The organism is Caulobacter sp. GW822-FHT01G02 (assembly GCF_058802865.1).
In genome coordinates this window covers 38830-65763 of sequence record NZ_JBXAON010000011.1, presented here as the reverse complement: position 1 = coordinate 65763, position 26934 = coordinate 38830, and the positions used below count along the sequence as shown (strand labels likewise).

At 69.0% G+C, this 26934-nt stretch carries 19 protein-coding genes and 1 pseudogene; 7 read left to right on the top strand and 13 right to left on the bottom strand.

What is annotated here, in order from left to right:
* Positions 1–38 precede the first annotated feature (38 nt).
* A pseudogene (locus tag AC1RNC_RS24680) lies at positions 39–506 on the bottom strand (IS66 family transposase); the annotation flags it as partial.
* Positions 507–1011: 505 nt separating this feature from the next.
* Here AC1RNC_RS24680 and AC1RNC_RS24675 point away from each other — a divergent pair.
* Positions 1012–2952, top strand: a complete 1941-nt coding sequence (locus AC1RNC_RS24675; protein ID WP_492888648.1) for a bifunctional DedA family/phosphatase PAP2 family protein — start codon at positions 1012–1014, stop codon at positions 2950–2952.
* A gap of 283 nt (positions 2953–3235) precedes the next feature.
* Here AC1RNC_RS24675 and AC1RNC_RS24670 read toward each other — a convergent pair whose 3' ends face one another.
* From AC1RNC_RS24670 to AC1RNC_RS24645, 6 genes are all read right to left on the bottom strand, one after another.
* Positions 3236–6322 carry an efflux RND transporter permease subunit gene (locus tag AC1RNC_RS24670; RefSeq protein WP_492888647.1) on the bottom strand — a complete coding sequence of 1029 codons (3087 nt, stop codon included), beginning with the start codon at positions 6320–6322 and terminating at the stop codon, positions 3236–3238.
* Between the two features lie 4 nt (positions 6323–6326).
* Positions 6327–7226 carry an efflux RND transporter periplasmic adaptor subunit gene (locus AC1RNC_RS24665; RefSeq protein ID WP_099503453.1) on the bottom strand — a complete coding sequence of 300 codons (900 nt, stop codon included), beginning with the start codon at positions 7224–7226 and terminating at the stop codon, positions 6327–6329.
* Positions 7223–8602 carry a TolC family protein gene (locus AC1RNC_RS24660; protein ID WP_492888646.1) on the bottom strand — a complete coding sequence of 460 codons (1380 nt, stop codon included), beginning with the start codon at positions 8600–8602 and terminating at the stop codon, positions 7223–7225. The genes AC1RNC_RS24665 and AC1RNC_RS24660 overlap by 4 nt, the downstream gene beginning before the upstream one ends.
* A 90-nt stretch (positions 8603–8692) precedes the next feature.
* On the bottom strand, positions 8693–10012 hold the full coding sequence (locus tag AC1RNC_RS24655) for a sensor histidine kinase (protein WP_099503449.1): 1320 nt from the start codon (positions 10010–10012) through the stop codon (positions 8693–8695).
* Positions 10013–10690 (bottom strand): winged helix-turn-helix domain-containing protein, encoded by a 678-nt coding sequence (locus AC1RNC_RS24650; protein WP_099503447.1) that lies wholly within the window; start codon positions 10688–10690, stop codon positions 10013–10015.
* 27 nt (positions 10691–10717) lie between these two features.
* Positions 10718–11026 (bottom strand): PepSY domain-containing protein, encoded by a 309-nt coding sequence (locus AC1RNC_RS24645; RefSeq protein ID WP_099503445.1) that lies wholly within the window; start codon positions 11024–11026, stop codon positions 10718–10720.
* A 202-nt stretch (positions 11027–11228) separates the two neighbouring features.
* Between AC1RNC_RS24645 and AC1RNC_RS24640 the strand changes: the two genes are divergently transcribed.
* Positions 11229–13373, top strand: a complete 2145-nt coding sequence (locus AC1RNC_RS24640; RefSeq protein ID WP_492888645.1) for a TonB-dependent receptor domain-containing protein — start codon at positions 11229–11231, stop codon at positions 13371–13373.
* Positions 13374–13472: 99 nt separating this feature from the next.
* On the opposite strand, the gene AC1RNC_RS24635 is transcribed toward AC1RNC_RS24640, so the two are convergent.
* Genes AC1RNC_RS24635 through AC1RNC_RS24610 form a run of 6 tightly spaced genes read right to left on the bottom strand, consistent with a single transcriptional unit; the run spans position 13473 to position 20037 of the window.
* Positions 13473–14615, bottom strand: a complete 1143-nt coding sequence (locus AC1RNC_RS24635) for a glycosyltransferase (protein WP_492888675.1) — start codon at positions 14613–14615, stop codon at positions 13473–13475.
* Positions 14616–14620: 5 nt separating this feature from the next.
* On the bottom strand, positions 14621–15787 hold the full coding sequence (locus AC1RNC_RS24630) for a glycosyltransferase family 4 protein (RefSeq protein WP_246842019.1): 1167 nt from the start codon (positions 15785–15787) through the stop codon (positions 14621–14623).
* Positions 15780–16985 (bottom strand): CDP-glycerol glycerophosphotransferase family protein, encoded by a 1206-nt coding sequence (locus AC1RNC_RS24625; RefSeq protein WP_099503436.1) that lies wholly within the window; start codon positions 16983–16985, stop codon positions 15780–15782. The genes AC1RNC_RS24630 and AC1RNC_RS24625 overlap by 8 nt, the downstream gene beginning before the upstream one ends.
* A gap of 40 nt (positions 16986–17025) precedes the next feature.
* Positions 17026–17922 carry a glucosamine inositolphosphorylceramide transferase family protein gene (locus AC1RNC_RS24620; RefSeq protein ID WP_492888644.1) on the bottom strand — a complete coding sequence of 299 codons (897 nt, stop codon included), beginning with the start codon at positions 17920–17922 and terminating at the stop codon, positions 17026–17028.
* The gene (locus tag AC1RNC_RS24615) at positions 17915–18874 is read right to left on the bottom strand and encodes a hypothetical protein (RefSeq protein WP_492888643.1); all 960 of its coding nucleotides are present in this window, start codon (positions 18872–18874) and stop codon (positions 17915–17917) included. Before AC1RNC_RS24615 ends, AC1RNC_RS24620 begins: the two co-directional genes overlap by 8 nt.
* Positions 18871–20037: a glycosyltransferase gene (locus AC1RNC_RS24610; RefSeq protein WP_492888642.1), complete on the bottom strand. Its 1167-nt coding sequence runs from the start codon at positions 20035–20037 to the stop codon at positions 18871–18873. Before AC1RNC_RS24610 ends, AC1RNC_RS24615 begins: the two co-directional genes overlap by 4 nt.
* Positions 20038–20227: 190 nt before the next feature.
* Here AC1RNC_RS24610 and AC1RNC_RS24605 point away from each other — a divergent pair, with 190 nt between their 5' ends.
* The 5 genes from AC1RNC_RS24605 to AC1RNC_RS24585 all read left to right on the top strand — a co-directional run bounded on the left by AC1RNC_RS24605 (position 20228) and on the right by AC1RNC_RS24585 (position 26929).
* Entirely contained in the window at positions 20228–21478 is a 1251-nt protein-coding gene (locus AC1RNC_RS24605; RefSeq protein ID WP_492888641.1) for a glycosyltransferase family 4 protein, read from the top strand.
* 16 nt (positions 21479–21494) lie between these two features.
* Positions 21495–22694 carry an LptF/LptG family permease gene (locus AC1RNC_RS24600; RefSeq protein ID WP_492888640.1) on the top strand — a complete coding sequence of 400 codons (1200 nt, stop codon included), beginning with the start codon at positions 21495–21497 and terminating at the stop codon, positions 22692–22694.
* A gap of 170 nt (positions 22695–22864) precedes the next feature.
* Positions 22865–23392, top strand: coding sequence for an RNA polymerase sigma factor (locus AC1RNC_RS24595; RefSeq protein ID WP_246842020.1), 528 nt, complete (start codon positions 22865–22867; stop codon positions 23390–23392).
* 115 nt (positions 23393–23507) lie between these two features.
* Entirely contained in the window at positions 23508–24497 is a 990-nt protein-coding gene (locus AC1RNC_RS24590; protein WP_099503428.1) for a FecR family protein, read from the top strand.
* A 2-nt stretch (positions 24498–24499) separates the two neighbouring features.
* Positions 24500–26929 (top strand): TonB-dependent receptor, encoded by a 2430-nt coding sequence (locus AC1RNC_RS24585; RefSeq protein WP_492888639.1) that lies wholly within the window; start codon positions 24500–24502, stop codon positions 26927–26929.
* Positions 26930–26934: the final 5 nt, after the last annotated feature.

Here is a 26934-nt window from a genome sequence, read left to right as displayed (position 1 = left end):
AAGGTCCCCGCCGATATCCGGACGTTCCCTGCGGAGTGTCAGGCCGCCTGGGCGGGCGCGGCTGCGGCGCGCCAGTTCCACGGCAGGAGCTCGTTGATCTGCTGAGCGGGATGCCCGGCGATGCGAGCCAGGACGTCGGCGAGCCAAGCCTGCGGATCGACGTCATTCATCTTGGCCGTGACGATCAGGCTGTAGAGGATCGCCGCGCGCTGGCCGCCACGATCCGAGCCGCAGAACAGCCAAGACTTGCGGCCCAGGGCGATGCCGCGCAGAGCGCGCTCAGCGGCGTTGTTGCTGAGGCAAATGCGGCCGTCGTCGAGGAAGCGGATGAACGAGGGCCAGCGGCGCAGCATGTAATGGATGGCCTTGGCCAGGTCGTGGGCGCGGGTGAGCTTGCCGCGCGTTTCGTGCAGCCAAGCCTCCAATTCGGCGACCAAGGGCTTGCTGCGCGCTTGCCGGACCTCCTTTCGCTCCGCAGGCGAAAGCCCCAAGATCTCGCGCTCGATGGCGAGGCCAGGGCCTCCAGGCGCGCCTTCGAGAGCTTCGTCATCGGCTTATCCCCGCTCGCTCACGATCGGAGCCAAAGGAAGCGCTCCGGTCGGGTTCGGCGGCCGATTAGTCGGCTAGGCGCGGCTTGGCGTGTGAAGACTTGATGTCCAAACGACTACATTTTCACATCAGTGACGGATGCCGTTGTTCTGAAACCAGATTTCAGATGACCAAGAGCATCACTCGCAAGATTGAGATATCTCAATGTTCGTGGCGATTGACTCGATGCCAGGGAGACCGCAAAATTATCGGTCCGGTCTAGAGAATTAAGCCTGATCGACTTCCGATTGCTCGGAAACGCGGCTTGCTACGCCCCCACGAAATCTTGGGGATTTGTATAGATTCGGTCACCGGCCGCCAAGCTGGCGGACCGCATGCTTTGCGCGCGCGGATTCGCCCGTGCGTGGAGACCCTGATGCCCATACCCTATGCTCGTCGCCAGATGTCGACCTCAGCGACGTCGTGAGCGACGGGCTCGACCTCATCGCGGGCGTCATCCGGCGCCACATCGCTTGGGCGCCGGTCTTCGCCTTCGTCATCGCGTTCCTGGAAAGTTTGCCGTTCGTAGGGCTGTTCGTCCCCGGCACCTCTCTGCTGCTAGGCCTGGGCGCGGCTGCGGCGATGCACGGCGCCCCACTGTGGGAGATCCTGGCCGCCGCCGCCCTCGGCGCGACGCTGGGAGCGTGGATCTCCTACGAGACCGGGCGTGCCCAATGCGGCCGCCTCAACCAAAACGCCTTCCTGCTGGCTCGACCCAAAATCCTGGCGGCGGGTCAAGCGCTCTTTCAACGCCACGGGGCGGCTAGCGTCGCCATAGGACGTTTCTTACCCGTCATGCGCCCCATGGTTCCGATGATCGCGGGCGCATTCGGGCTGCAAGCCCGGCGTTTCCACCTCGTCAACATCGCCTCGGTCCTGCTGTGGTCGCCGGCCTTCATCTTGCCTGGCGCGGCGGCCGGCCTGACCGCCCGCTCGGTCGGCGGCGGCGCGGCGATCATCCTTATCCTGGCGATGGCGGCCCTGGTCGCCGCGCTCTTCCTTTTGCGTCGCCTGACGCGGCTCGTCGATCGCCTGGCCGCTCATGCTGGCGCGATGGCCTCCCGCGCGCTCGCCCGCGCCCCTGGCGCGCCGGTTTGGCGAGCGAGGCTGGCGCGCCTGGTCCTCGGGCCGGAGCATGCTTTGGTCCGCTGGCGCTCGGCTGGGGTTTGCGCCTGCATCCTGCTGATCGTCTACGTTTTGAACTTGGGCGCTGACGTTGTCAGCCAGCGCCCGATCGTCCGGGCTGACGTCGCCATCGCCAATCTGCTCTACGGCCTGCGCACCCCATGGCTGGACGCCCTGATGATGACGGCCTCGGCGCTAGGCGACGGCGGCCAGCGCACCGCCGCGACGGTCTTGGCGACGCTCTACCTCCTCTACCAACGCCGCTGGCGCTGGGCGCTCGCGCTGGCGCTGGTCATGACCGGCGCGGCCCTCGCCACGCCCGCCTTCAAGACCGTTTTCCATGTGGCGCGCCCCTCGACGCTCTATTCAGGCGCGGAAGCCTATAGCTTTCCGAGCGGCCATGCCACTTCGGCCGCCGCCTTCTATCTGAGCCTGGCGTGGATGGCGTCCCGCGCCTTCGAACGACGCTGGCGCCCACTCATCTGGCTGCCGGCGCTCGCCGCGATCCTACTGACGGCCGTCTCAAGGGTCTATCTCGGCGCTCATTGGCCCTCGGACGTGATCGCCGGCATGGCGCTCGGTGGCGCGCTGGCGAGCCTGGCCATTGCCCTCGCTGCCAGCGACGCCAAGCCCTCGGCGGACATGCCGCCTTGGCAGGATGGCGTGGCGTTCGTAACCGCGCTGTTCCTGGTCGCCGGCTCTCTTGGACCTCGCGCTTACAACAAGGCCGAGGCTCTCTACGCCCCCTATCTACAATTGGGGCCGGCGCCGCGAGGCGCAGCCAATCTGACCGGCGCGGCGATCCCCGCCCGCCGCATCGACCTTCTAGGCCAGCCCGAAGAGCCCTTCGTGGCGCTTTGGCGGGCCCAGCCCGGCGCGCTGGAGGCGCGGCTTCGAGCGAGGGGGTGGCGCACCGCTCCCCGCTGGTCCTGGCGAGGCGGCCTGGCCGCCCTCGACGGCCGCGCCGATCTGCATCGCCTGCCGCCGCCCAACGTCTTGCACGAAGGCCGTCCGGCCATGCTGACGCTCGTCGCCCCAGGCGCGTCGGCGGATGACCGACGCATCCTGCGGCTCTGGCCGTCAGGCCGTCGTTCGGACGTCTATGTCGGCTCGCTCACACGCGAAACCGCCGTCCGTCCGCTGCGCATCGTCACCCTGCTACGCGAAGACGACGCCACCGCCCTCGACGATCCGCTGCTCTCGAGCATCGCCCCATTCGAGATCGCCAAACCCCGATAGATGCTCTTAGGAGAACGTCGCGTTTTCGCCGAGGGGTCGGCGCTGGCCTCACGGCGCGCGGAGGGATCGTTCGTCGCGATTGCTTGGAACCTGGCTGAAGTCGCCCAAGCCGGATGGTCATCACGCTTGAAGACCTCAAACCAGGTCAGAAGGTGCGTGCGACCTTTGTTGATCAGCAGCGTGGATCGCCCTTTTGAACGGCGAATGAGATCCGCTAGCCCGGCGCGCGCTTGGGCTCAGCGCGCGCCGGGTCGCAGCCAGGAGGGAGGAACTGGCTGGGCGGTCAGGCGGGAGCGCCCGACACCGGAGGCCGGCCAAAGCGCCAGATCAGGCTGGGCAGGACGACGAGGCTGGCGATGGTCGAGGTGATCAGACCGCCCAGGATGACAATAGCCATCGGTCCCTGAATCTCGCGGCCTGCCTGCCCGGTCTGGATCGCCAACGGCAGGACGCCCAGGGCGGTGACCAGAGCGGTCATCAGGATCGGCGTCACCCGCTCGCGCGTCGCCCGGGCGATGGCGCCCAGCGACCAGGCCTCGCCCTCGACGAGCACCAGATGGTCCAGGTGCGACACCAGCAGGATGGCGTTACGCGCCGCCACCCCGAACAAGGTCACGAAGCCGACCAGCGAGCCTAGGGACAGGCTAGCGCCTGTCAGAGCTACGGCGACGACCCCGCCGACCAGGGCGAACGGCGCCGAGGCCAGGATCAGGCCAACAGACCGGCCGCTGCGGAAAGTGATCAGCAGCACCGCCACCACGCCGATCACGGCGATGGCGACATTAAACAATAGCTGGCGCTGGGCGTTGGCCGCGCCCTCGGCCGTCCCGGCATAGTCGAGGTAGACGCCGGGCGGCAGCTTCACCGATTTGGCGATGGCGTCCTGCACGGCCTTGGTCACCTTGGCGGCGTCCTTGGGCGCGGGATTGGCCGTCACCACCTGGCGCGGTCGCCCGCCCTCGTGGGCGATGCTGGTGCGGCCATCGGTCAGCCAGACCTTGGCGATGTCCTTCAGCGCCACGACCTGGCCGCCTTGGGCGCGGATCAGCAGCTCGCCCACGGCCTCGGGGTCCTGGCGAACCTCCGGCGGCGTCGTCACGGCGATGTCGAGCGCGCGGCTCTCTTGGTACACCTGAGCCGCCACCGCGCCCTGATAGGCCGTCTGGATCGCGTCCAGAACCTCGGCCGGGGCGAGGCCATAGCGGGCCAGGCTCGGCAGGTGGAGATCGACGCGGACCACGGGCGTGCTGGGCGGAATCTGGATCTTCACATCGGTCGCGCCAGGGACCTTCTCCATCACCGCGGCGATGTCGGCGGCGGTCTTGTCCAGCGTGTCGAGATCGGCGCCGTAGACGCCAACGGCCAGGGACGCAGTCTCGCCCGACAGGGACTCGCCGATGCGATCCCCTAAGAAGGTCAGCACCTCGGTCTCCAGGCCCGGATAGCTGTCGAGGACCTTGTGGATCTCCTCCTGAACACGGTCCTGATCCTTGCCGGAAAGCTTGGGTTTCAGTTCGACGTGGAATTCGCTGCGCTCGGTCCCGAAGGCGTCCTCGCCGCCCGAGGCGCGGCCGATCTGCTGCTCGACACTCTGGACGCCGTCGACGGCCAGGAGGTCACGGGTGATCCCCTCCCCGTACTTGCGCATGACGCCCAGGGAGGTTCCCGGAGGACCGGCGACGCCGAGCACGAAGTGGCCTTCGCGGAAATTGGGCAGCAGCTCGGAATTGAACAGCATAAAGCCGGCGCCGGTGACCGCCGCGGCGGCGATGACCCCGATGACGGCCAGGCCCGGCCGGCCGCTGGCGCGGACCAGGACGCCCTCGTGCCAGACCTTGGCCCGCTCAAGCGCCTGCGGCTCCTCAGGAACATGGGCGTTACCCAGCAACAGCAGGGCCAGCGGCGGGGTGACGACCACGGCCACGGCCAGGGACGCGGCCGTCGCCAGGATGAAGGCCGCCGCGAGGGGCGAGAAGAATGCCCCCTGCAGACCGCCCAGCATCAGCACCGGCGCCAGCACCAAGGCGACCACGACCGTGGCGTAGATGACTGGCGCGCGCACCTCAAGCGAGGCGCCGAGCACGACCTCCACGGCAGGCGCCTCGCCGCGCCCGCGCAGGCGGCGGACGATGTTCTCGACATCGATGACGGCGTCGTCGACGACCACGCCCAGCGCCACGGCCAGGCCGCCCAGGGTCATGGTGTTGATGGTCCAGCCCAGGGCGTCCAGCACGATCACCGCCGTCAGCAGCGACAGCGGTATCGAGATGAACGAGACCAGCACCGCGCGCAGATTGCGCATGAACAGTAGGAGGACCAGCGCGATCAGCACCGCGCCGATCACCAGATCCTCGGTGATGCCGCCGAGCGCGGCGGAGATGAAGTTGGCCGGCCGGTGCAGGTCGGCGAACACCTTGACGCCCTGGCTGTCGAGGGCCGGCTTCAGCTCTTCCATCGCCGCCTCGACGGCGTGGGTGGCGTCCAGGGTGTTGGCCCCGTACTGGCTGGACAGGCTGATCAGCACGCCAGGCTTGCCCATGATCACCGCCTCGCCGACGTCCGGCGCTGGGGCGTCGACCACGTCGGCGACGTCGCTGATACGGACCGGCGCGCCAGCGGCGGAACTCGGGATCGGAGCGGCGCCGATGTCGGCGGGAGTCAGGGCCTGGCCCCGCGCGTCGATAAGGATTCGCTGCTCAGGCGTGTCGATGAAGCCGCCGCCGCTAACGCCGGTCGCCGCCTTGACGGCCGTGACAAGGTCCGACAGCGACAGGTCGCGGGCCGCCAGGTCGTCCGGTCGGGCGCGGACTTCGAAGCGGCGGGCCTCGCCGCCATAGACCGTGGCGCGAGCCACGCCGGCGGCCGCCAGCAGGCGCGGTCGGATCGTCCACTGGACCAGATCGCGAAGTTCCATCGGCGACAAGCGCTCGGAGGTGAAGCCGATCTTCAAGAGGTCCATGGTCGAGGAGGTCAGTGGCGCGACCTTGGGCGCGGCCACGCCCGCCGGCAGGCTGCCGGCGACTTCGCCCAGCGCCTCGGCCACCACCTGGCGGGCCCGGTAAGGATCGGAGCCTTCCTTGAAGACGACACTGACCGAAGACAGGCCCTGCTGGGACTCCGAGCGCACGGTCTCGACGCCCGAGGCGCCGTTGACGGCCTGCTCGACGGGCCGAGTGACCAACTGCTCGACCTGCTGTGCGGTCAAACCGGGCGCCTCGGTCGAGATCTCGGCCTGGGCGGGGACGAACTCGGGGAAGACGTCAAACTTGGCGTGGGTGAGAACCACGCCGCCATAGATCAGCAGCAGGGCCGCGCCGAGCGCGACCAGACGCGGCCTTTCCAGGCACCAACGGACGATGGCGCTGAGCATCGGATCAGTCCTTTGCCTTGGGGGCGTTCTCGGCTGCGAAGATCGCGGCCGCGCCGGACACTGCCACCGGCTCGCCCGCCTTCGCGCCACCGGCGGCGAACAGGCCTTCGGCCTGTGGGACGACGCCGCTCAGGACCCGGCGTTCGAAGTGGGTGGAGTCCTGGCGGACATAGACGAAGACCTTGCCCTGGGCGCGCATCACCGCCGAGCGCGGGGCGAGGACGCCCGTGGTTCCCACCGGTCCGCTCAGCACCGCCGGCGCTGTGAGGCCTGCCGCCAGCCGGCTGGCGGCCGGGCCGCGCACGACTCCGATCAGGCCGCCCGATTGCAGGCGGGTGTCGGCCGTCCGCGCCGAACCGAGTAGGATCACGGCGAGATGCTCACCACCGCTGAGCTCCAGTTGGACGCTCCGGGCCCCTGCCGCACCGGCCGGCGCGTCGATCCGCACCAGGGCCGCGCGACCAGCCGCCAGATCGGCCAGCAACCGCGCCCTGGCGCCGTCGGCCATGAAGGCTGAGCCCCATTCCAGCCCAACCCGACGGCGCAGCAAGGTCAGCTTGGCGGCGTCGGCGTTCGCCTGGGCCTGGGCGGCCTGGGCGGTCTTGACGGAGATGGTGGCGTCGGCAGCCGCCAGGGCCTTGGTCCGCATCGCTTCAGCCGCCGAGGCTCGCACGGCCGCCTGAGCGGCGAGCAGGTCGCTATCGAGGGTCGCGAGCGGCACCGGGTCGAGCACGCGGGCAAAGCCGTTGATCGTCCCGGCGTAGCGCGCCGCCGCCAGCGGAGCGACCGCCACGCCCAGTCGCTTCTGAGTCGCCGCGTCCAGCTCGACACCCGCGAAGGCCTGGCCGGCAAGGGCGGTCGCCATCAGGGCCACCAAGACACTGGTTTTCGCGCCAAGCTTCATTGTCCGTCTCCTAGGGTGCGGGACGTGGTTTCGAGCAGGATGAGTTCGGCCGGGTCGAAGGGCGCGCGCAGGGCGTCCTCCAGATCGATCTCGGCCAAGGCCTGGGCCTTGCGGGCGTCGAGCAGGGTAAGCCGCGTCTCCAGCGCCAGGGCGCGCGCACCCAGGTCGTCGACGCGGTCGGCGGCGCCGGCCGCAAGGCTGCGCGCGGTCGTCGCCGCCAAGGCGTCGGCATTGGGGATGTCACGCGACTGGACTTGGTTCGCGGCGACGCGGGCCGCCGTCGTGGCCGCCTCGGCGGCGTCGACGGCCGTGAGCGCCGCGGCTTGGACGGCTTCCAGCGATCGGCCAGCTTCGGCCCGCTTGGCCTCGGCCTGAGCGATGGCCGCACGGTTCAAGTCCTGTGGCGGTAAGGTCAGGGCCAGGTTGAACGGCAGCTTGGCCACGCCGTGGTCATAGGTGTAGCCGGGTCCGATCCGGACCTCGGGATACTGCTTGGCGATCTCCAGCCGCAGCGCGCCTTCAGCCAGATCGTAGTCGACCACCGCGCGCAAGACGTCGCGCCGGGTCAAGGCGGCGGCCCGCGCGGCGGCCGGAACGTCGAGCGTGTTCGGCATGGTGGTGGCCGGCGCCAGACGCAGGTCGCGCACCGCCAAGACCGGAACGCCCAGCGCTCCGGCCATGGCCGCATCGGCGGCGGCGCGTCGGCTCTGGGCGTCGCTCACCCGGCGGCGGGCCGTCTCCAGCTCGCCACGAGCGGTCAGAGCCAGGCTGCGGTCGTCCTCGCCGGCGGCGACACGGCGGTCCAGGCGATCGGCGCGGGTCTGGCGCACGACCTCGACCTCGCGAGCCTGGGCGACCTCCGCGTCGGCGAAGGCCCGTTCGGTCCGCGCCTTTGCCAGGGCCGTGCGAATGGTCCAGACCGCCTCGCCGTAGTCGTAGAGCGCCTGCAACGCGGCCAGATCGGCGGCGTCGATCCGCGTCTGGCGGCGGCCGCCGATGTCCAGTGGGATGTCAGACGTCGCGCCGTAAAGCCACTGCTTGGGCTCGGACTTTGCGTATTCGGCCGTCAGGGTCAGGCTCGCCGGAGGCGGCACGTGCGAGACCTTGGCCGCCGCCCGCGCCGTCCGGTATTTCGCCGCCGCCTCGGCGACAGCGGGGTTGTTGCGAAGCGCCTCGGCCAGCAGCTCCGCGCCGGTCCAGTCGTGGCCGTCGGCTGGTGCGGACAATTGCGTCGCCGCGCGACGGTCTGGATAGGCGTCCAGCCTCACCGGCGCGGGCGCATAGGCCACACAGGCCGACAAGGTTAGGGCCGCGCCGGCCAGGGCCAAGACCGGCGTCCACTGCCCGGCGGATCTGCAATGCGGAGGGGTGCTCATCCGGATCTCCTCGATCCCTCCGGCTTAGACTGCGGCCCTTGTCGGTCGCATGGCCGGTAGATTGCGAATTCCCAATCTTGCCGCGACAGGTCACCGCAGGAACACGACCTCGGCCCGCAGCCCCGGCTCGGCGTCGCTCAGCCGGACGCTTGCCTCGTGCAGCTTGGCGACGGCGGCGACCAAGGCCAGGCCCAGGCCGCTGCCCGGCGCGGAGCGGCTGCGCTCCAGCCGGTAGAAGCGGTCGAACAGCCGCGCGTGCTCGCCGGTCGGGACGCCGGGGCCGTTGTCGGCGACCCACAGGACCGGCGCCCGGTCGACCAGGTCGATGCCGACTCGCACCTGAGCGCCCTCGCCTGTATGGCGCAGTGCGTTCTCGACCAGATTGACCAACATCTGGGTCAGCAGCTCAGTGTCGCCCTCAATGACGAGGTCTTCGCCGGCCTCCAGCCGCAGGGATCGCCCCCCCTCCTCGGCCGAGGGCGCGAAGGCGTCGACGACGGTGGCGGCCAGATCGCGCAGCCGCACCTGCCGAAACGCCGCGCGCCGCGCGCCGCCCTCGATCTGCGCGATGCGCAGCAGGGCCGCGAAGGTCTCCAGGATGGAGTCGAGATCGCTCAGGGCCCCGTCTATGGCCTCGGCTTGCTCGGCCGGCGCGCTCTGGGCCGCCTCCAGCCGCTGGCGCAGGCGTGTCAGGGGGGTCCGCAGGTCGTGGGCCACGTCGTTGGAAACCTGGCGCAAGCTCTCCATCAGGGCGCCAATGCGGTCGAGCATGCGGTTAAAGGTATGGGCCAGGCGATCGATGTCGTCGCTGGATCCTCGCGCCGGCACCCGCCGGGTGAGATCCCCGTCAATGATCGCCTCGGCCGTGCCCGAGATCGCCGAGAGCCGCCGATGGACGTCGCGGCTGAAGGCCAGCCCGCCCACGACGCCCAGGATCACCACCCCGATCAGGGCGCCGGCAAACCCCTGCAGCACGACGGTGTCCAGCGCCTCGATGCGCTCTTCGTCGTCGCCGACGATCAGGTGATAGCCGCCGGGCAGCGGCGTGGTGAGCACACGGACCGGCTCGACCTCGCCATCGCGCTGAGGGGCAGCCAGGGTCGCCCAGCCCGGCTTGGCCGCCGAGCTTGGAAAGCGCCCGGCCAGCGGTCGGCCGTCAGGTCCGATCAGGCCATAGTCCAGCGCGCCAGGCGTACGGTCGCGCTCGCGCACCGCCTGGACGACGCCGTCCAGGCCCTCGGTGGCGAACTCCTGGGTCAGGGCGGCGGCTTCCGCGCGGATGCGGGCGTCGAACTGCTCCGACAGGGCCGCACGGGTGCTGTAGAGGGTCAGCGCGCCCAGCAGCACCACCGAGAGCGCGAACCCCAGGGTGTAGAGAACGGCCAGGCGCAGGCTGGTTGAGCGCAGCACCTAGTCGGGCTCGCGCAGACAATAGCCGGCGCCGCGCACCGTGTGGATCAGTTCCTGCGGCTGGCCCCGATCGACCTTGCCGCGCAGCCGGCTCATGTGGGTCTCGACGATGTTGGTCTTGGGGTCGAAGTGGAACTCCCAGATGCTCTCCAGCAGCATGGTGCGGGTGACGACCCGGCCTGCATTGCGCATCAGATATTCCAGGAGCTGGAACTCGCGCGGCTGCAGGTCGATGCGCTGCCCGCCCCGGGTGACCGATCGCTTCAGCAGGTCCAGACGCAGGTCGGCCACCTGCAGGGCCGAGACCATCTCCTGAGGCGGCGGCCGACGCGCCAAGGCGTTCACCCGGGCCAGGAACTCGGCGAAAGCGAACGGCTTGACCAGATAGTCGTCGCCGCCCGCTTCCAGCCCCTCGACGCGGTCGTCGATGCCGCCCAGCGCGGTCAGCAGCAGGACGGGCGTCTTGACGCCCGCCGAGCGGATGGTGCGCAGGATGGCCAGGCCGTCGAGCTGGGGCAGCATGCGATCGAGCACGATGACGTCATAGGGTTCGCCGGCGGCCAGCATCAGGCCCTCGCGACCCGTGGCCGCGTGGTCCATGGTGTGCCCGGCTTCCGACAAGGCGCGCCGCAGATAGGCCGCCGCTTCCTTGTCGTCCTCGACCAGCAATATCTTCATGCCGTCATCGTGCTCCCGGAGGACCGCTTAGTCCTTGTCGTTGTCGAGGCCGTTCTCGAGGATCTTGCCGTCGGCGGCGTCGATACCGACTTCGTACTTCTTGCCGTCGGTTCCGACGAGGTCGAACGTGTAGCGCAGGCCGCTGCCGCCCTTTTCCTTTTCCAGCTCGCGATCCTTGATCGTGCCCGGACGCGCCTTCAGGGCGATGGCCTCGGCCTGCTGCATCGAAACCTTGGCCGACTTGGCCAGCTCGTGACCGGTGAAGGTCTTGGCCGTTTCAGCCAGGACCGGCGTGGCGGCGGCGATCAGGGCCGCGACGATGATCAGCTTCTTCATGGGCGACTTCCTTTTCAAGAGGACCCTTCAAGGATCCGACTGACCCCCACGATGCGCCGGCCCGCATTCGTCCACGATGGCCACGACATTACCGATTCCCAATCGCGCGGTGTCGAGGTTGGGAATTATCAATCTCGTCGTCATGGGCCGGGAAGACGCCGCCGACGATACCCGCTGCAGTTTGGCTGGGCGGGACATTTCAATGCGCAAGACTCTGATGGCGGCCCTGGCGGCCAGCGGCGCCCCCGGCGCGATCGCCCTGGCCCAGCAGACAGTTCCTGCGCCCACGGCGGTCGAGGGCGTGGTGATCACCGCCCAGAAGCCGGCGCAAGCAACCTCCATCGACCGGCGGACCTATTCGGTCGCCCATGACCTGCAGGCCAGCGCCGGCTCGGTCGGCGACGTGTTGCGCAACCTGCCCTCCGTCGAGGTCGACGTGCTGGGCAACCTCTCCCTGCGCGGCGACAGCAACGTTCAGGTGCTGATCGACGGCAAGCCCTCGACCATGATGTCGGCGGCCAATCGCGGGGCCATCCTGCAGCAGATGCCAGCCGACAGCATCGAGTCGATCGAGGTGATCACCAACCCCTCGGCCCAGTTCAAGCCGGACGGCGCGTCGGGCATCATCAACATCGTCACCAAGAAAAATCGCCGTCCTGGGCGCTCTGGTACGGCGCAGGCGAGCCTGGGCACGGAAGGTCGCTACAATCTCGGCGCCACCGCCGCCTACAAGTCTGGGGCCCTCAACCTCTTCGGCTCGGCCTCACTGCGCCACGAGACCCGCAAGCGCACCACCACTGACCACCGCGTGCGCCGCGACGCCGTCGCCGGCGGCGCGGCCGCCAGCGACCAGACGGTGGTCAGCGACCAGCAGCGCGATTCCAAGATCGTCTCGGCCGGCTTCGACTACGATCTCGACGCCAAGAGCCGGATCAGCGGCTCGGCAAGCTACAACCGGCGCGCTGAAACCCTGACGATCGGCGAACGCAATCGGGCGGCGGATCCCGGCGGGACGGTGCTGAAGGACTACGACCGGCAGGGCCAGGGACGCGGCCACGAGACCAGCACCCAGCTCTCCGCCGGCTATCGCCGCACCCTGGCGAACGACGGCGAGTTCACGCTCGACCTGCAGCGCGGCGAGACCAAGGAAGACCGCCGCCGCACCTATCTCAGCCGCTTCCGCGCGCCCCCCGCGGCAGATCTTCGCGAAGAGTTGATCCCGCGCGCCGACGAGATCACCACCGAACTGTCGGCCGAGTATTCGGGCGCCCTCCCCGGTAGGGCCAAGCTGAAGCTCGGCTATGATTTGCAGCGCGACAACGACGACTACGACAACTACGGCGGAACGATCGTCGGCGCCCTGCACGTCGTCGATCCGTCCCAAACCAACCGCTTCCTCTACAAGCGCACCGTCCACGCTCTCTACGGGACCTATGAGCGACCTCTGGGCGACTGGACGCTGCTGGCAGGCCTTCGGCTAGAAGAGACGCTGATCGACACCAACCAGCTGACGAGCGCCTTGCAGAACAGCACCGACTACTTCCGCGCCTATCCTACCCTGCACCTGGAGAAGGACCTGGGCGAGGATCGCAAGCTTCGCCTCAGCTATAGCAAGCGCGTGGCCCGTCCCGAGCCCGAGGATCTCAATCCCTACTTCGTGGTCATCGACGCCTTCAGCGCCCGGGCCGGCAATCCCAACCTGATGCCCCAGGAGACCCATGCGTTCGAAATCGGCTACGAGACCCGGACGCACGGCGCGACCTTGGCGGCGACGGCCTATGCTCGCCGTAGCCTGAACGGCATGACCGACGTCAGCCGCTACATCAGCCCGACCGTTTTGCTGACCACCAAGGAGAACCTGGGCAAGGCCACATCGGGCGGCGTGGAGCTGTCGGCCAGCGGCAAGATCGCCAGCGCCGTGAGCTACAACCTCAGCACCAACGTCTTCTACAATCAGATCGACGCGGCCAACCTGGGGTTTGCCGCAAAGCGCTCGGCCATCGGCTATACCGGCAAGGCCAGCCTCGACTACGCCGCCACGGCCAAGGACTTCTTCCAGGTCAGCGCCAGCTACAGCGGCAAGCGCCTGACCGCTCAGGGCCGCCGCCTGCCCAGCAGCAGCGTCAATCTCGGCTATCGGCGCAAGCTGACGAGCGATCTGTCGGCCGTGGTCACGGTCTCAGACCTCCTTAACCGGCAGCGCGACCGCACGGTGATCGACACCCCTACCCTTTCCGACCAGTTCGAGCGCCGCCAGCTAGGTCGCACGGCCTTCGTCAGCCTGTCGTGGAAGTTCGGGGCCGGCGGCAAGGCCAAGGATCCTGGCTTCGACTACGGCGCGCCTTAGTTCCGACCCGAACACTTCCCTGGTCTTCTCTGGAGGGAGCGCCGCATTCATCGGCCCTCCCGATACAGAACCGAGCGGCTGCGCGCCGCGACATCGAGCTTACGACGCCACCTCCAACGCGTTCGGCACGTGCCGCCGTGAAACGCGCCGGAGCTTTGACATGACCTGTAGATAGTCTCGGGAAGCGCCCTCGATCGTGAAGCGGTGGGCTTGCGCGAGGGTCTGCGCCAGATCTTGGCAGAACGGCCGCGCTCTGGCGATTGCTCCTGCCAGCGCCCGCTCGTCGCCCACCGGGACGAGTGCGCCCATCCCGCCGTGACCCAGCAAGGTCGCCATGCTGCGGCTGCAGTCGGTGGCGACGATGGCCAGGCCGGCGGCGAGCCCTTCGAGGATGACGGCGGGCACGCCCTCGTAGTCCGAGGATAGGAGCAGGACATCGAACGACGGCAAAAGGTATGCCGGCTCAGGCAGATATCCCCGGAACTTCACCTGCGCGCCAAGGCCACGGTCTTCCACGAGACCTTCGAGCATCGCCCGCTGCGGCCCATCGCCGATCACCGTCAGCGTGTCGCCTCCCCGCGCGCCGCGCGCGAAGGCCCGGAGCATCAGGCCAATGTTCTTCTGCGGCGTCAGCCGGCCTATACTGACGAAACGCCGACCAGCGCCCAGGCCCGGCCGCGCGCCTGTCATACCCCCCGTCCGCAAGGCTTCGATCAGCGGCCTGGACAAGGCGGGATCGGGGATGATGGTGATCCGACCTTCCGAGACGCCGAGGCCGACGCGGATCTCTTCAGCCATCGGCGCTTCCATACCGATGAAGTGATCCAGGCAATGCCCCTGGATCTTGAGCCACAGGCGATAGAAGACGCAAAACCAGGCCGGCATGTCCTGGCGGTCGAGGTCGTTGCTCACCTTCAGCAGGATGGGTGGGCAGCGCCGCCCCAGCAAGACCTTCAGGGCCACCGCCACGATGGCGTAGGTGTTGCCCGCGCAGAACAGGATGTCAGGGCGTAGCCGTCGAACGACCCCAGGAAGCGTCCAGATCATCCAGAGCGTTTCCATCCTCGCCGTCCAAGGACGGGTCCGATGGGGCGAGACGAAGTCTAGGCCTGCCCCGACGTCGCCGCGCATGTCCCCATCGGTTCTCCCCATGAAGAGCGGCGCATCGACACCCATGGCGCGCCACTGCCGCACCAGGCGCAGGGCAATCCGCTCGACGCCGCCAGGCTCGAAGCTGTGCAGGAAGGTCAGGACGCGCAGGGACGGCCTCCGGGATTCGGCAGCGGTCGCGAGGCGCGGTCTGGCGCCCGCCCCGTCTCGGCGATGAAGCCCGGCAGCCGCTGGTAGATCGCCGCGCCGGTGCGGTCGAAGGCGTCTTGCCCGAAGCGTTCCAGCACGCGCGTGCGGGCCGCCGCGCCCATCTGGGCCAGGCGCTCGGGGCGCGACAAGAGGCGGCCCAACGCTTCGGCCAGCGCCCAAGGATCTCCCGGCGGCACGGTTAGGCCGGTCACGCCGTTCTCGATACTGTAGGGCAGCTCGCCAACGCTGGAGGCGATGACTGGAAGCCCCGCCTGCATGGCTTCGTGGGCGGCGATGCAAAGCCCTTCGGACCGTGATGGCTGCAAGTAGAGGTGCAGGTCGGCCAGGAACTCGAGGGGTCGTTCGTTAAAGCCGGTGAACTCGATGAAAGTCAGGCCATGGCGCTCGGCGCGCTCTTCCAGAGCCGCGCGCGCCCTGCCCTCGCCCGCGATACGGACCCGGATCGCGGCCGGGAAACAGCAGCCCTGGGTCTGGAGCCGTAGCAACGCCTCGATCAGGATGTCGTAGCCCTTCACCGGATGCAGCCGCCCCAGGGATCCCAGCTCCAGGGTCTGTCCAGGGCGCCAGGGATAGGCCCGGTACATGTCGGGATTGGCGGCAAAGAGCGGCCAGGCGACCAGGCGCGACGGCGGGACCTCTAGGCGCTCGGCGGTCAGGTCCGTGACGCTGTGGGAGTCGCCGACCCAGAGCCGCGAACGCGCCTGTCTCAGGCGCAGCAGCAGAAGGTTGGCCAGCTTCAGCTTCGCGGCATGCTGCCAGCTGACCACCGGCACGCCAAGACGTTCGCCGACGATCTGTCCCAGCAGCGTGGCCCGGGTCAGGGAGGTCCAGATCACGTCGGGCCGCCAGTCGCGAAGGCGCGCGTCAAGCCAGGCCAGGGTCTTGCGGTGGTCCTTCTCCCCGCCCTGCCGCACGTGGACAGTAAGGCCTGCCGCTTCCATGGCCGCCACCGCCCGCCCATCGCGACGGGTCAGGGCAAAGACCTCCAGGCGAGCGCCCTGGGCGATCAGGGCGCGCGCCACGGCGGGGACCGGCAGGGCGGCGCCGCCGCCCTCGACCGAGTTGATCACATAGGCGATGCGCAGCTCAGCCATGGGCCCGCTCCGCCTCGACAAGCGCCGCCGCCGACCAGTCCAGGGCCGCCAGGCGCGCCACGGCGCGCGCGGCGCGGACGGCCGAAGGCTCCTCGGTGAGATCGAAGCTCTCGGCGAACATCGCCTGCTGAACAGGCCGCCACCGCGCCTCGTGCTCGGCGCGGGCCGAGGCCAGAGCCTCGCCCAGTTGATCGGGCGTCTCGATGACCGGACCGGCCCGCCAGTGGCCGTAGTTGGGATCGTCCCGCCAGGCCTGGCGATGGGTGTTGAGGAAGACGCAAGGGCGTGGGCGCAGCAGAAACTCGTAGACCTGACTGGAAACGTCCCCGAGATAGATGTCGGCGCGCTGGGTATAGACCATGGTCGTTGAGGCTCGGCTGCCCAGGTCGATATGGATGTTGGGCGCGCGCAGATAGCGCTCCTCGATCCGGCCGGCGCGGTCGAGCCGCAGCTTATCGATGGTGACCACGAACGGCCGCTCGAACAGCATCACGTGCGGCGCGAAGATCAGATGGTAGTCATCGCGCGCGGCGAACCAGTCCAGCACCTGCCGGCCCGCCTCGTACCAGGACGACAGGTGCGGCGAGACATGCGGATTATAGAGCACCACCGGCCGCCCGTCGTCGAGCAGCGGATGGGTCGGCCGACCTCGCGCCAACAGATCGAACTTCGGATATCCAACGACGGAAATCCTGTCGGGCTCGACCCCGGCCTCGGCGACCAGGCGGTCGCGGATTTTTCGGCCGGACACCAGCACGTGGTCGAAGCCGGCGCTGGCCTTGTCGAAACCGATGGCGCGGTCGCCGGCCCCGTGCCGGGTATGGATGATCTTCAGGTGGTCGAGGCCGTAGCGGGTCTTGAGGATCAGCGAGGTCTTCTCGGCGACCACCAGCATGTCCAGCGCGCGGAAGAAGTCGAGATTGTCGCTGTAGACCAGGAGCTTGGTCGCCGGCAGCACCGCTTCGGCGGCGGCGGCCAGGACCTGCGACGACCTCCGCTTTAGACCCAGCTCCACCAGGTTGATGCCGTGGCCGATAAGCCCGCCGCCCAGGCGGACCACTTCGGCGGTCATACGCCGGTTGGTGGTCGCCACCACGATCTCCAATCCAAGATCCGCCCGCGCCAGCGCCAGGGCGATGGGCAGGCTGTGGGCCACTTGATGGATCTGGTCGTGATTGAAGAGAAAGCCGATGCGCATGGCCAAACGACGCCATGCCCCCAAGACCCTCTCACCGATTTTACGCCGCCGCCTCGCGGGCGCGTGGCGTCCACAGCGAGCGATCGATACGCTTGACGTCGAACAGGGTGACCGGACCACAGGCCGACAGGGTGTGCAGCCCTTGCGAATAGGCGCCCGCCCCGGGCGGCAGGCTCAGGGGCGCGGCCGCCTCGGCCTCGAAGCGCGTGGTGTCGAGCCTGAGGACGGTCAGCAACCGGATGCCGCCGCCGTAGGTTCGCGTGCAGTCCTGCATCGGCAACCGCGGTAGACCGTGCTCGACCCACGCCGTGCCGCCAGGCCGACCGGAGGACAGATCCTTGCGGACCGGATTGCCAGGGTGCGTGCGCCAGGGGCCGGTCAAGCGCTCGGCGAAGGCGAGGTGCAGGCGTCCCTGCTTCCAGCGCTGCGGCCCGGTTGGCGAATAGGCCAGCCACCACAGGCCATCGTGGCGGAACGGTGTGGCGTCGATGGCTGGGGTGTCGAGCTCCAGCCGGACCACCGGCTCCCAGACGTGCGGGAACGCCGCGGCGCGATAGAGCGTCAGCACGCCGGACTTGTAGGCTTCCGGCAGCATCCAGGTCTCGCCCTCGGCCTCAAAGACCTGCGGATAGGACAGGTGCCAGGGCTCGCGGAGAACCACCGAGCGCTGGACAGGCGCAAAGCCCGCGTCCAGTTCGATCATTTCGATGACGCCGTGCCGGGTCTGGTAGTCATAGGCTTCGACGAAGAGGTGCAGGCGCGCCTCGCGCCAGACGCCGAAGGGATCGGCCAGGAACTTCCGCCCGCCCTCCTCCGGAAGCCAGTGAACCGGCGCGTTCGCCGGAAAACCGCGCCGGGCGACGTCCGCGATCGGCGCCTCCACCAAGCCGACACGCCAAATGTCCCGCCCCGGAATCTTCAGGCCCCACCTAGTCATGGACGCTGCTTTCGACAACGACGCGGCCCATCTCGCTCGGCGTTATCGCCGCGCGCCGCAGGCCACGCGCCAGATCGGCCAGGCCGAGCCCGACGATGACCGCCAGGTGCAGACCCAGGGTCATCACGGCCAGCGCCGCCAGCAGCACCGCGAGGGCCGAATGCGCGCCAAGCAGCAGCAGCATCAGGCCGCCGAACACGAGATCCTTGTTGGAGATCAGCGGAATCCGAGACACCAGCAGCCGGATCGCCAGCAGGACCACCCACTGCGCCGGCGCGACCAGCGGAAGCGCCAGGCTCCAGACTAGCACCGTCAGCCCCGCCCAGGCCCCCAGGCGCAACCCGCAGACCCCGGCGACATAAAAGAGCTGCCCGAGGCGCAGCGAGAACACGCGGCGCCCGAAGGCAAGGACCCCCAGCGAGATCGCCACTGGAATGAGCCCAGACCACAGGGCCGGCCCTAGCCGACGGGCGAAATCGAGGTCCTGCAGCTGCGTGGCGCTGACCAGCGCTAGGACCAGGGTTAGGACGTTGCCCATCAGCGCCGAAACGATGTTGGCGTCCTTGATCGCGGCGAAGGGCGAGGCCACGGCGCGGGACGCCCGTCGCGCCCAGACATAGAGGAAGGCCTCGCCGCTGTAGCCGAGCACCACCTCGTTGATGACATTCTTGCGCAGCAGCGCTTCGAAACCGGCCAGTGGCATGCGCCAGAGTCGCCGGAAGATCGCGTAGTCGAAGAGCGTTTGCGTCAAATAGAGCAACAGGAAGGCCGGCCAGACGCCGAGCGGCAGCTGGCGGATCGCCTTCAGCACCTCGCCACTGGCCCCGCCCAGTTGCACCGCGATGGCGCCGATCAGCCCGGCGGAAAGGAGACCGCCCAGCCACCCCCACAGGCGCGAGGTCTTGCCCGCAACGTTCGGCGCCGTCTCGTCGATCAAGGTCTTGCGCCTCACGCCCGCGCCCCGGCCGCAACGGCCCCGTAGTGGTCGAAGAGGTCGGCGAAGTGGTCGATGTCGCGGCGGACCCTGGCGGCGGCCGTAATGGCCGAGGCCCTCAAGAGGCCAGGATCGCGCGCCAGCAGGCGACGGATGGCGGCGGCGGCCGAGCCGGTGTCGCCAGCCCGATAGATCTCCGAGGTCGCCGGCTGCGCCAGATGCGCGAAACCGCCACGATCGGGCCCGACGACCGGAAGACCGCTGGCCATGGCCTCGGCGGGGATCAGGCCGAAAGTCTCGGACTCGCAGCCGTGGACCAGAAGGTCGGCGCTGGCCAGGTGGGCGGCCAGCAGGTCGCGGTCGCGGATCGGCGGCAGAATGCGGACATGAGGATTGCCGGCCGCGGCGCGGCCCACGCGGGCGCGATCGACGCCGTCGCCGATCAGGACGAGACCGATCGGCGCATCGGCGCGGGCGCGCATGGTCGCCTCGATGACCATCGGCCAACGCTTTTCCGGATGGAACCGTCCGACGCCCAGGACGAGCCTGGCGTCATCGGGACAGGCGCAGGCCGCCAACAGGCGCGATCGCAGCGCCGCGTCCCGTTTGCCGGGAGAAAAGGCGCCACGGTCGATGCCGAGCGGTACGCTGGCCACCGCGCCGACACCCTGCACCGTCAGCCGGTCGGCAAGCCAGGGTCCGCCCGCGACGACGGAGCCAAAGCCGCCCGCGAGCCTGCGCAGATAGCTCCAGAACCAGCCGAAGAGCTGGTCGATCCGCTGAGGCGTGGCGATCGGCGCCAGCCATCGCTGGGGGTAGGACGCCACCGGGTCGGCGTGCATGAACATGGCCCGTGGGACCGGCCCCTCCCAGCCGGCGACGATACCCGCGCCCCGCCAGGGCGACGAGGCCTCGACCAGGTCCGGCGTCAGGAAGTCGAGCTGGCGGTGCACGGGGCCGGCGTCCCAGAACATGTGGTAGTTGGCGTCGAACGGGAGGCGGGGCGCGCGGACCTGGATCACGCCGCCCGCCGCACGCGGCTCGAAACCGTCGCACGGCCCCGGGGCGATCACGAACAGCTCATGGCCCAGCTGCGCGGCGGCCTCGAACTTGCGGTCGATATAGGTCCGCACGCCCCCGCCGGTGGGCGAATAGAACTCGGCGACATCCACAATCCGCATCGTAGTCTTTCAAAAAGCCCCGCACCACCGCGCGTCCGACATCGTCGGCCGTGACGCCGGTGGCCGCCTGCACGCAAGGACGGCGTCGTCGGACGCGGGTCTCACCGATTTTTCGAAATTCCGTGTGGGGGTGGGACCAGCGCGCCGTCTTGGTCGGCTGGGACCGGGGCGTACACGTGGAAGGACCAGCATGGACATCAAGGCGCAGATGCACACCCATGGTGCGCGCCCGTTGCGGATCGCGTTGTTCTCGGGGAACTACAACTACACCCTGGACGGGGCCAACAAGTCGCTGAACCGCCTGGTCGGCCACCTGCAGGACACGATCGGCGCGCAGGTACGGGTCTATTCCCCCACCGCCCCCAAGCCCGCCTTCGAGCCGGTCGGCGAACTCATCTCCGTGCCGTCGGTGAAGATCCCGCTCCGGAGCGATTACCGCCTGGCCTTGGGCCTGCCTGGCTTCCTGCGACGAGACATCGAGGCCTTCAAGCCAGACCTCATCCACCTTTCAGCCCCCGACCTCTTGGGCTCGGCGGCCCTAAAATTCGCCCGCAGACTGGAGGTCCCGGTGGTCGCCAGTCTGCACACCCTGTTTGACACCTATCTCGACTACTATGGCCTGGGTCGCCTGCGCCCGCTGGTGCGCGGGCGACTGTGGAAGTTCTACGGCGCCTGCGACTACGTCATGGCCCCGACCGAGGCGATCGGCGACGAGCTTCGCGCCCAAGCCCCCTCCACGCGGGTCCGGACCTGGGCGCGGGGCGTCGATCCTGACCTCTTCCATCCCGGTCGCCGAAGCGAGGCCTGGCGGCTGGACCAGGGCTTTGATCCCGACCGCCCGGTGATCGTGTTCCTGGGCCGGATCGTCATGGAAAAGGGCCTGGCGGCCTTCGCCGAAGCCATCCGTTTGATCGAGGCGGCCGGCCACAGGCCGCAGGTGCTCATCATCGGCGATGGACCTGCTCGCGCCTGGTTCGAAGACCGGCTGCCAGGCGCGGCGTTCACCGGCTTCCTGTCGGGCGAGGCCCTGGCCACGGCGCTGGCCAGCGGCGACATCTTCTTCAATCCCAGCACCACCGAGACCTTCGGCAACGTCAATCTGGAAGCCATGGCCTGCGGCCTGGCCATGGTCTGCGCCGACGCGCCCAACACCCGCGCCCTGTTGCGGCACGGCCGCAACGCTCGGCTCTGCGCAGACCAGCCCGCCGCCTATGGCGAGGCGCTGAGCGAACTGATCCGCATTCCCGAAACCCGCCGTCGCCTGGGCGCGGCGGCGCTGGAACGCAGCGCCGCCTATCGCTGGTCTGAGATCCTCGACGAGGTCGTCGAGGTCTATGCCGAAGCCCTGGGCGCGCGGACGACCACGTCGACGCCGCGGATCGCCACCCGTCGTCGCGGCGCGATGGTCGACCCACACGCCGCTGGCCTCGCGTCGCTCTGAAGGCCCGCGCGTTCTCATGATCCTCAAGACGCTCGACCGCTATCTCCTGAGGCGGGCCCTGACGCCGATGGCCGCCGTGCTGATCAGCACGATGGTGGCGTTCCTGATGGAGCGCATCATGCGCTCGTTCCAGCTGCTCTCTCAGACGACCGACGGCTTCAAATACCTGAGCGAACTGCTGGTCAATCTGGTCCCGCACTATGTGGGCCTGACCCTGCCCGGCGGGTTTTTCATCGGCCTCTTCGTGGTGGTCAACGGCCTCAACAAGAGCTCGGAGATCGACGCGATCCTGGCCAGCGGCATGTCGCTGGGGCGCTTTGCCGCCCCGTTCGTGGGCCTGGGCGCCGCGCTGATGATGTTCAGCGTGCTGCTGTTCGGCTTCATCCAGCCCTACAGCCGCTATGCCTATCACGCCGTGCTGTACGCGGCCGAGAAGGCGGGTTGGAACGGCGATGTCCGGCCCAAGGCCCTGCTCTCCACAGGGCCGCTCTTCCTGACCGCCGATCGCACGGACGCCAGCGGCCGCAATCTCCAGCGCGTCTTCATCCGCAAGATCGAGCCCGACGGCCGCGAGGACGTCCTCACGGCGGTGTCGGCGGTGGTGCGCAAGGACGCCGGCGACCAAAGCGTCACGTTGGACCTGCGCGACGGTCGCCAGGTGAGCACGACGCCCGACGCCCAGGTGTATGTCACCGATTTCGCAAGCTTCTCGTTCGACGTGCCATTGTCGCTGTCGGGCAAGCTGTTCCGCGTCCGGGGCGACGACGTCAGCGAGCTCACCCTCATCGAGCTGGCGCAGCGAGGTTTCGGCAAGGCCCAGCCGACCCTGCCCCGGCAGACCTTGCTGGCCGACTTCTACGCCCGCACCTCCCGCGCCCTGATACTGCCCCTGCTGCCGCTCCTGGCGGTGCCATTCGGCCTCAGCGCCAAACGGGCCGGTTCGGGCTCGGCGATGGCGACGGGCGGCATCCTGCTTTTCCTGTTCGAGACCTCCATGATCCTCGGCGAGGCCATGGCCACGAGCGCCGGGCTGCCGGCGGCTCTCACCGTCGGTTTGCCGGCGGTCCTTTTCGCCACGATCTGTATCGCCACCTGGGTCGCCAGCCGCAAGCGCCCCGGCCAGAACCCCGTCAGCTGGGTGACCGAGCGCATCGCCGCGCTCTTCGCCGCCATTGCCGAAGCACTCGGCGCCCGCCGAGCGGCGGCTCTGCCGTGACCATCGCCGGCCTTCGTCACCATCCGGGCAGCTTGCCTTCGTCGCGCCGCCAAGCCATGTCTCTTGGCGTACCAGCGACTCTTTCAGCGGCCCGAACGCCTGGCGATGCAGACCAACGCCGACAGCCAGATTCCGATCTCGCTCCCATACCGTTGCGGCGCTCGCGCGCGATGAAAGACGCCCCTGCCGATCTTTCGCCGCTGGCGGCCGTCTATCTGGAACGGCGCGAGGACATGCGCCGGTTCTTCCTGGCGCGGCTGGGCGGGCGTGGCGAGGTCGAAGACCTCGTCCAGGAACTCTATCTCAAGGTCCAGGCGGTCACCGAAGAACCGATCGAGAACCCCCAGGCCTATCTCTACCGTCTGGCCTCGAACCTGATGCTGGACCGGCTGCGGCAGGCCAAGCGCGCCGGCGCGCGTGACACCGAATGGCGCCGGACCAACCATGCCACGATCGGGGCGCTCGACATCGCCGACACCCCTGACGCCGAAAGCGCGGTGATCGCCCGCCAGCGGTTGGAGAAGCTTTCCAAGGCCTTGGAGACCCTCGCGCCGCTGACCCAGCGCGTCTTCCGGCTGCACAAGTTCGAGGGCCTGACCCATGCCGAGACCGCCGCGCGGATGAGCATCTCGCGCAGCGCCGTCGAAAAGCATGTCAGCCTGGCCCTGAGCCATCTGGTCAAGCGGGTGGGCCGATGACGACTGTTACCTATTGGCATCACCTTACCGGGATGTGGAGAGGCGGTTGGGGTGGCGTGACGTCAATTAGACGGCGCCCGTTTCAGACTTGGCGCGAAGGAAGCGCGAACCGCCTATGACGAAGTCCGTCGACCAAGACCCGATCCAGCAGGCGGCCGCCGACTGGTTCGCCAGGCTGCAGGGCGATCCTGCCCTGGAGGACTGGACGGCGTTCCAGGCCTGGCTGGAAGCTGACCCCGAGCACGCAGCCGCCTATGAAGCGGTCGAGGCGGTGTGGCTCGATCTCGACGACCTGCCGGCCAATGACACCGCGCCCGATCCGGCCGTCGCCGCACCGATGGCGGCCAATGTCACGCCCCTGCGCCGGCCCGCCGGGGCGCCTCGGCGGGGGCTCCTGATCGGACTTGGCGTCGCGGCCGCGGCGGCCATCGTGGGTCTGGTCGCTGTTCCACGTTTCACCCAGCCAGCCTTCACCAACTATTCGACCAGTCGCGGCGAGACGCGCGAGGTCGCCCTCGCCGACGGTTCACGGCTGACCCTGGGGGCGGCCACGACCCTGCGCGTCAGCCTCGGGGCGCGACAGCGCGACGTGACCCTGGTCGATGGCGAGGCCAGCTTCGATGTCGCCCACCTGGAGAAGCGGCCCTTCGTGGTGGCGGTGGGGGAGCGGCAGGTGCGGGTGCTGGGTACGGAGTTCAACATTCTCAACCACGCTGGAAGCCTCGCCGTCTCGGTGCGTCGTGGCCTGGTCTTGGTCTCGGGCGGCCCCGAAGGCGCGGTGCGCCTGGCTCGCGGCCAGCAACTCGCCAAGGGACCAGGCGCGACCGCCAAGGTCGCCACGGTCCAGCCCGACGCCGCCTTCGCCTGGAAGTCCGGCAAGCTCGTCTATAACCACGCGCCGCTGACGAAGGTTGTCGCCGACCTCAACCGCTATGTCGCGACACCGATCCGCGTTGATCCCAACGCCGCCTCGGTGACAGTGTCAGGCGTGCTGCTGGTCGACGAGGAGGCCGCCATGATCCGGCGCCTGGAACTGTTTGCCCCGATCGTCGCTGAGACGACGTCCACGGGGGTCATCCTCAAGGCCAAGCCGGCGCGCCGCTGACCGTGGGGCGCAGGACCTATCGCGGCGGCCGCCTGTGGGCCGCGGCCCTAAGCGCGGGCCTGGCGGGCCTTGCCGGCTCGTCCGAGGCCGCGCCGCGCCTGCTGGCCGGCCGCCTGTCTCCGGTCGTGCGGCTGCAGATCGCCGCCAAGCCGCTGCACGCTGCCCTGATCGATTTCGCCCTGCAGGCCGAGCTTTCTTTGGGCGGCGACCTCGACGCCTGTCGCGGCCAGGCCCCGGCGCTTTCCGGACGCCTGTCAGTCGGGGCGGCGCTCGACCGCCTGCTGGCCGGCAGCGGCTGCAGCTATAGCCAGCCTGATCCGCGCACGATCATCATCCACCGCCTCGCCGCTACGCCGCGGCCGGCCAAACCTGCGCCGGCAGCCACGCCGCTAGGCCTGGGCGAGGTGGTGATCACGGCCCAGCGCTATCCCAACCTGCCCGGCCGCACGCCGTACGCCATCTCGGTGGTGTCAGGCGGCGCGCTGGAACGCGAGGCAGTCACCAGCCTCTACGACCTGACCAGCCAGGTCGCGGGGATGACCGTGACCAACCTGGGACCCGGACGCGACAAGGTGCTGCTGCGCGGCCTATCGGACGGCGCCTTCACCGGCCAGACCCAGTCGATGGTGGCGCTCTATCTGGACGATGTGCCGATCACCTACAGCGCGCCGGACCCGGACCTGCGGCTGGCCGATGTCGAGCGGGTGGAGATCATGCGTGGGCCACAGGGGACGCTCTATGGCGGCGGCTCGCTGGGGGGCGTGATGCGGATCGCCACCCGAAAGCCCGATCTCGACCGCTACCAGGCCAGCGTTCTGGCTGGCCTTGGCTGGACTCAGGGCGGTGGCCGCGGTGACGAGTTGGAGGCGATGGTCAACCTCCCGCTCCTTCACGGCCGCGTGGCGTTAAGAACCGTGGCCTATCGCGAGACGCAGGACGGCTACATCGACAATCGCGCCTTGGGTCTGCGCCGCATTAACGGTTTCGAGCGCGCGGGCGTCCGCGCCAGTCTGCGCGCGGCCCTGACGCCAGGCTGGACATTGACGCTGGGCCTCACCCAGCAATGGATCGACAACGATGACACCCAGTACGGCTTGCAGCGGTTGGGCCCCAAGCAGCGCGACACGTTCGTACGCGAGCCGCACGACAACGATTTCGACCACGTCTCCCTGACCCTGACGGGCGAAGGCGGCTGGGGACGTCTGACCGGCTCGGTGTCGCAATTGGCGCATGACTTCGCCAGCCGCTACGACGCCACCTCGGTCTCGTCGATCTACGGCCTGGGCGATGCGGCCTCGGCGTTCGATGAGAATAAGGGCATCGATCTGACCGTGGCCGAAGTCACCTACGCCACGCCGGGCGAGCACCGTCTGCACGGCCTGGTCGGGGCTTTCGCCTCGACGGGCTCGATCCGGCTGAACACCAGCCTGCACGCCCTGCCCGCCGGCTCGCCCGCCGCCTATGCCGAGCGGCGGCGCGACACTATCCGCGAGATCGCGCTCTACGGCGAGATGACGTTCGACGCCACGCCGCGCCTCTCTGCGACAGCCGGCCTGCGCTGGTTCGATTTCCGATTCGGTACCGACGCGACGATCACCCAGCCTGCGGGCCTGCGCCAGACGCGCCCGTCGGCGGAAGCCGCAGGCTTCTCGCCCAAGGTCCTGGTCAGCTACGACGCCAAGCCCGGCCTGCTGCTCTATGCCCAGGCCGCCGAGGGTTATCGGCCCGGCGGCTTCAACACCGCCGGCCGCATCGGCCAAGTCTTCGACGCGCCCGAAACCCCGCCGCGCCGCTACCAGGCCGATGAACTCTGGAACTACGAGCTGGGCGTCAAGCTGCGGGCGTTCGACGATCGTCTGCAGGGCCGCGCGGCGGTGTTCTTCGCCGATTGGGAGTCGGTGCAGAGCGACCAGTACCTGGCCGACGGCGCGGCCTATACCGCCAACATCGGCAACGGCGCCAACCGCGGGATCGAGGCCGAGGCGGCGTTTCGGGTCAACGAGCGACTGGACCTGCGCGCAGCGGCTCTGCTCAACGATCCGGAGGTCACCAAGCTCAACCCCGCCTTCAGCACGCGCAAGGACGCCAGCCTTCCTGGCGTGTCGCGGGCCTCGGCCAGTCTCGGCTTCGACTATCATCGCGAGCTGGCGATCGGCCCGACGCTGCGGCTCCAGGGCCAGGCGTCCTATGTCGGCGGGTCCTACCTGACCTTCGAAGCCGATCCCGCCCACGAGATGGGCGAGTATCTGGGCCTGCGGGGCGTGGCCAGCCTGACCACACCGGGCTGGACGCTGGCGGCGACGCTGGACAATCCCTTGAACAGTCATGCCAACAGCTTCTCGTTCGGCAACCCGTTCCTGATCACTCGCGACCAGATCGTCACCCCGCCGAGGCCCCGGACCCTGAACGTGCGCCTGACGGCCCGCTTCTAAGCGCT

What these genes read in the sequence shown, in the direction of transcription:
- AC1RNC_RS24595 (WP_246842020.1), top strand. Translation starts at nt 22,865, where the DNA reads ATGAAAGACGCCCCTGCCGATCTTTCGCCGCTGGCGGCCGTCTATCTG.
- AC1RNC_RS24665 (WP_099503453.1), bottom strand. Translation starts at nt 7,226, where the DNA reads ATGAAGCTTGGCGCGAAAACCAGTGTCTTGGTGGCCCTGATGGCGACC.
- AC1RNC_RS24590 (WP_099503428.1), top strand. Translation starts at nt 23,508, where the DNA reads ATGACGAAGTCCGTCGACCAAGACCCGATCCAGCAGGCGGCCGCCGAC.
- AC1RNC_RS24640 (WP_492888645.1), top strand. Translation starts at nt 11,229, where the DNA reads ATGCGCAAGACTCTGATGGCGGCCCTGGCGGCCAGCGGCGCCCCCGGC.
- AC1RNC_RS24645 (WP_099503445.1), bottom strand. Translation starts at nt 11,026, where the DNA reads ATGAAGAAGCTGATCATCGTCGCGGCCCTGATCGCCGCCGCCACGCCG.
- AC1RNC_RS24650 (WP_099503447.1), bottom strand. Translation starts at nt 10,690, where the DNA reads ATGAAGATATTGCTGGTCGAGGACGACAAGGAAGCGGCGGCCTATCTG.
- AC1RNC_RS24660 (WP_492888646.1), bottom strand. Translation starts at nt 8,602, where the DNA reads ATGAGCACCCCTCCGCATTGCAGATCCGCCGGGCAGTGGACGCCGGTC.
- AC1RNC_RS24600 (WP_492888640.1), top strand. Translation starts at nt 21,495, where the DNA reads ATGATCCTCAAGACGCTCGACCGCTATCTCCTGAGGCGGGCCCTGACG.
- AC1RNC_RS24605 (WP_492888641.1), top strand. Translation starts at nt 20,228, where the DNA reads ATGGACATCAAGGCGCAGATGCACACCCATGGTGCGCGCCCGTTGCGG.
- AC1RNC_RS24620 (WP_492888644.1), bottom strand. Translation starts at nt 17,922, where the DNA reads ATGACTAGGTGGGGCCTGAAGATTCCGGGGCGGGACATTTGGCGTGTC.
- AC1RNC_RS24610 (WP_492888642.1), bottom strand. Translation starts at nt 20,037, where the DNA reads ATGCGGATTGTGGATGTCGCCGAGTTCTATTCGCCCACCGGCGGGGGC.
- AC1RNC_RS24630 (WP_246842019.1), bottom strand. Translation starts at nt 15,787, where the DNA reads ATGGCTGAGCTGCGCATCGCCTATGTGATCAACTCGGTCGAGGGCGGC.
- AC1RNC_RS24625 (WP_099503436.1), bottom strand. Translation starts at nt 16,985, where the DNA reads ATGCGCATCGGCTTTCTCTTCAATCACGACCAGATCCATCAAGTGGCC.
- AC1RNC_RS24670 (WP_492888647.1), bottom strand. Translation starts at nt 6,322, where the DNA reads ATGCTCAGCGCCATCGTCCGTTGGTGCCTGGAAAGGCCGCGTCTGGTC.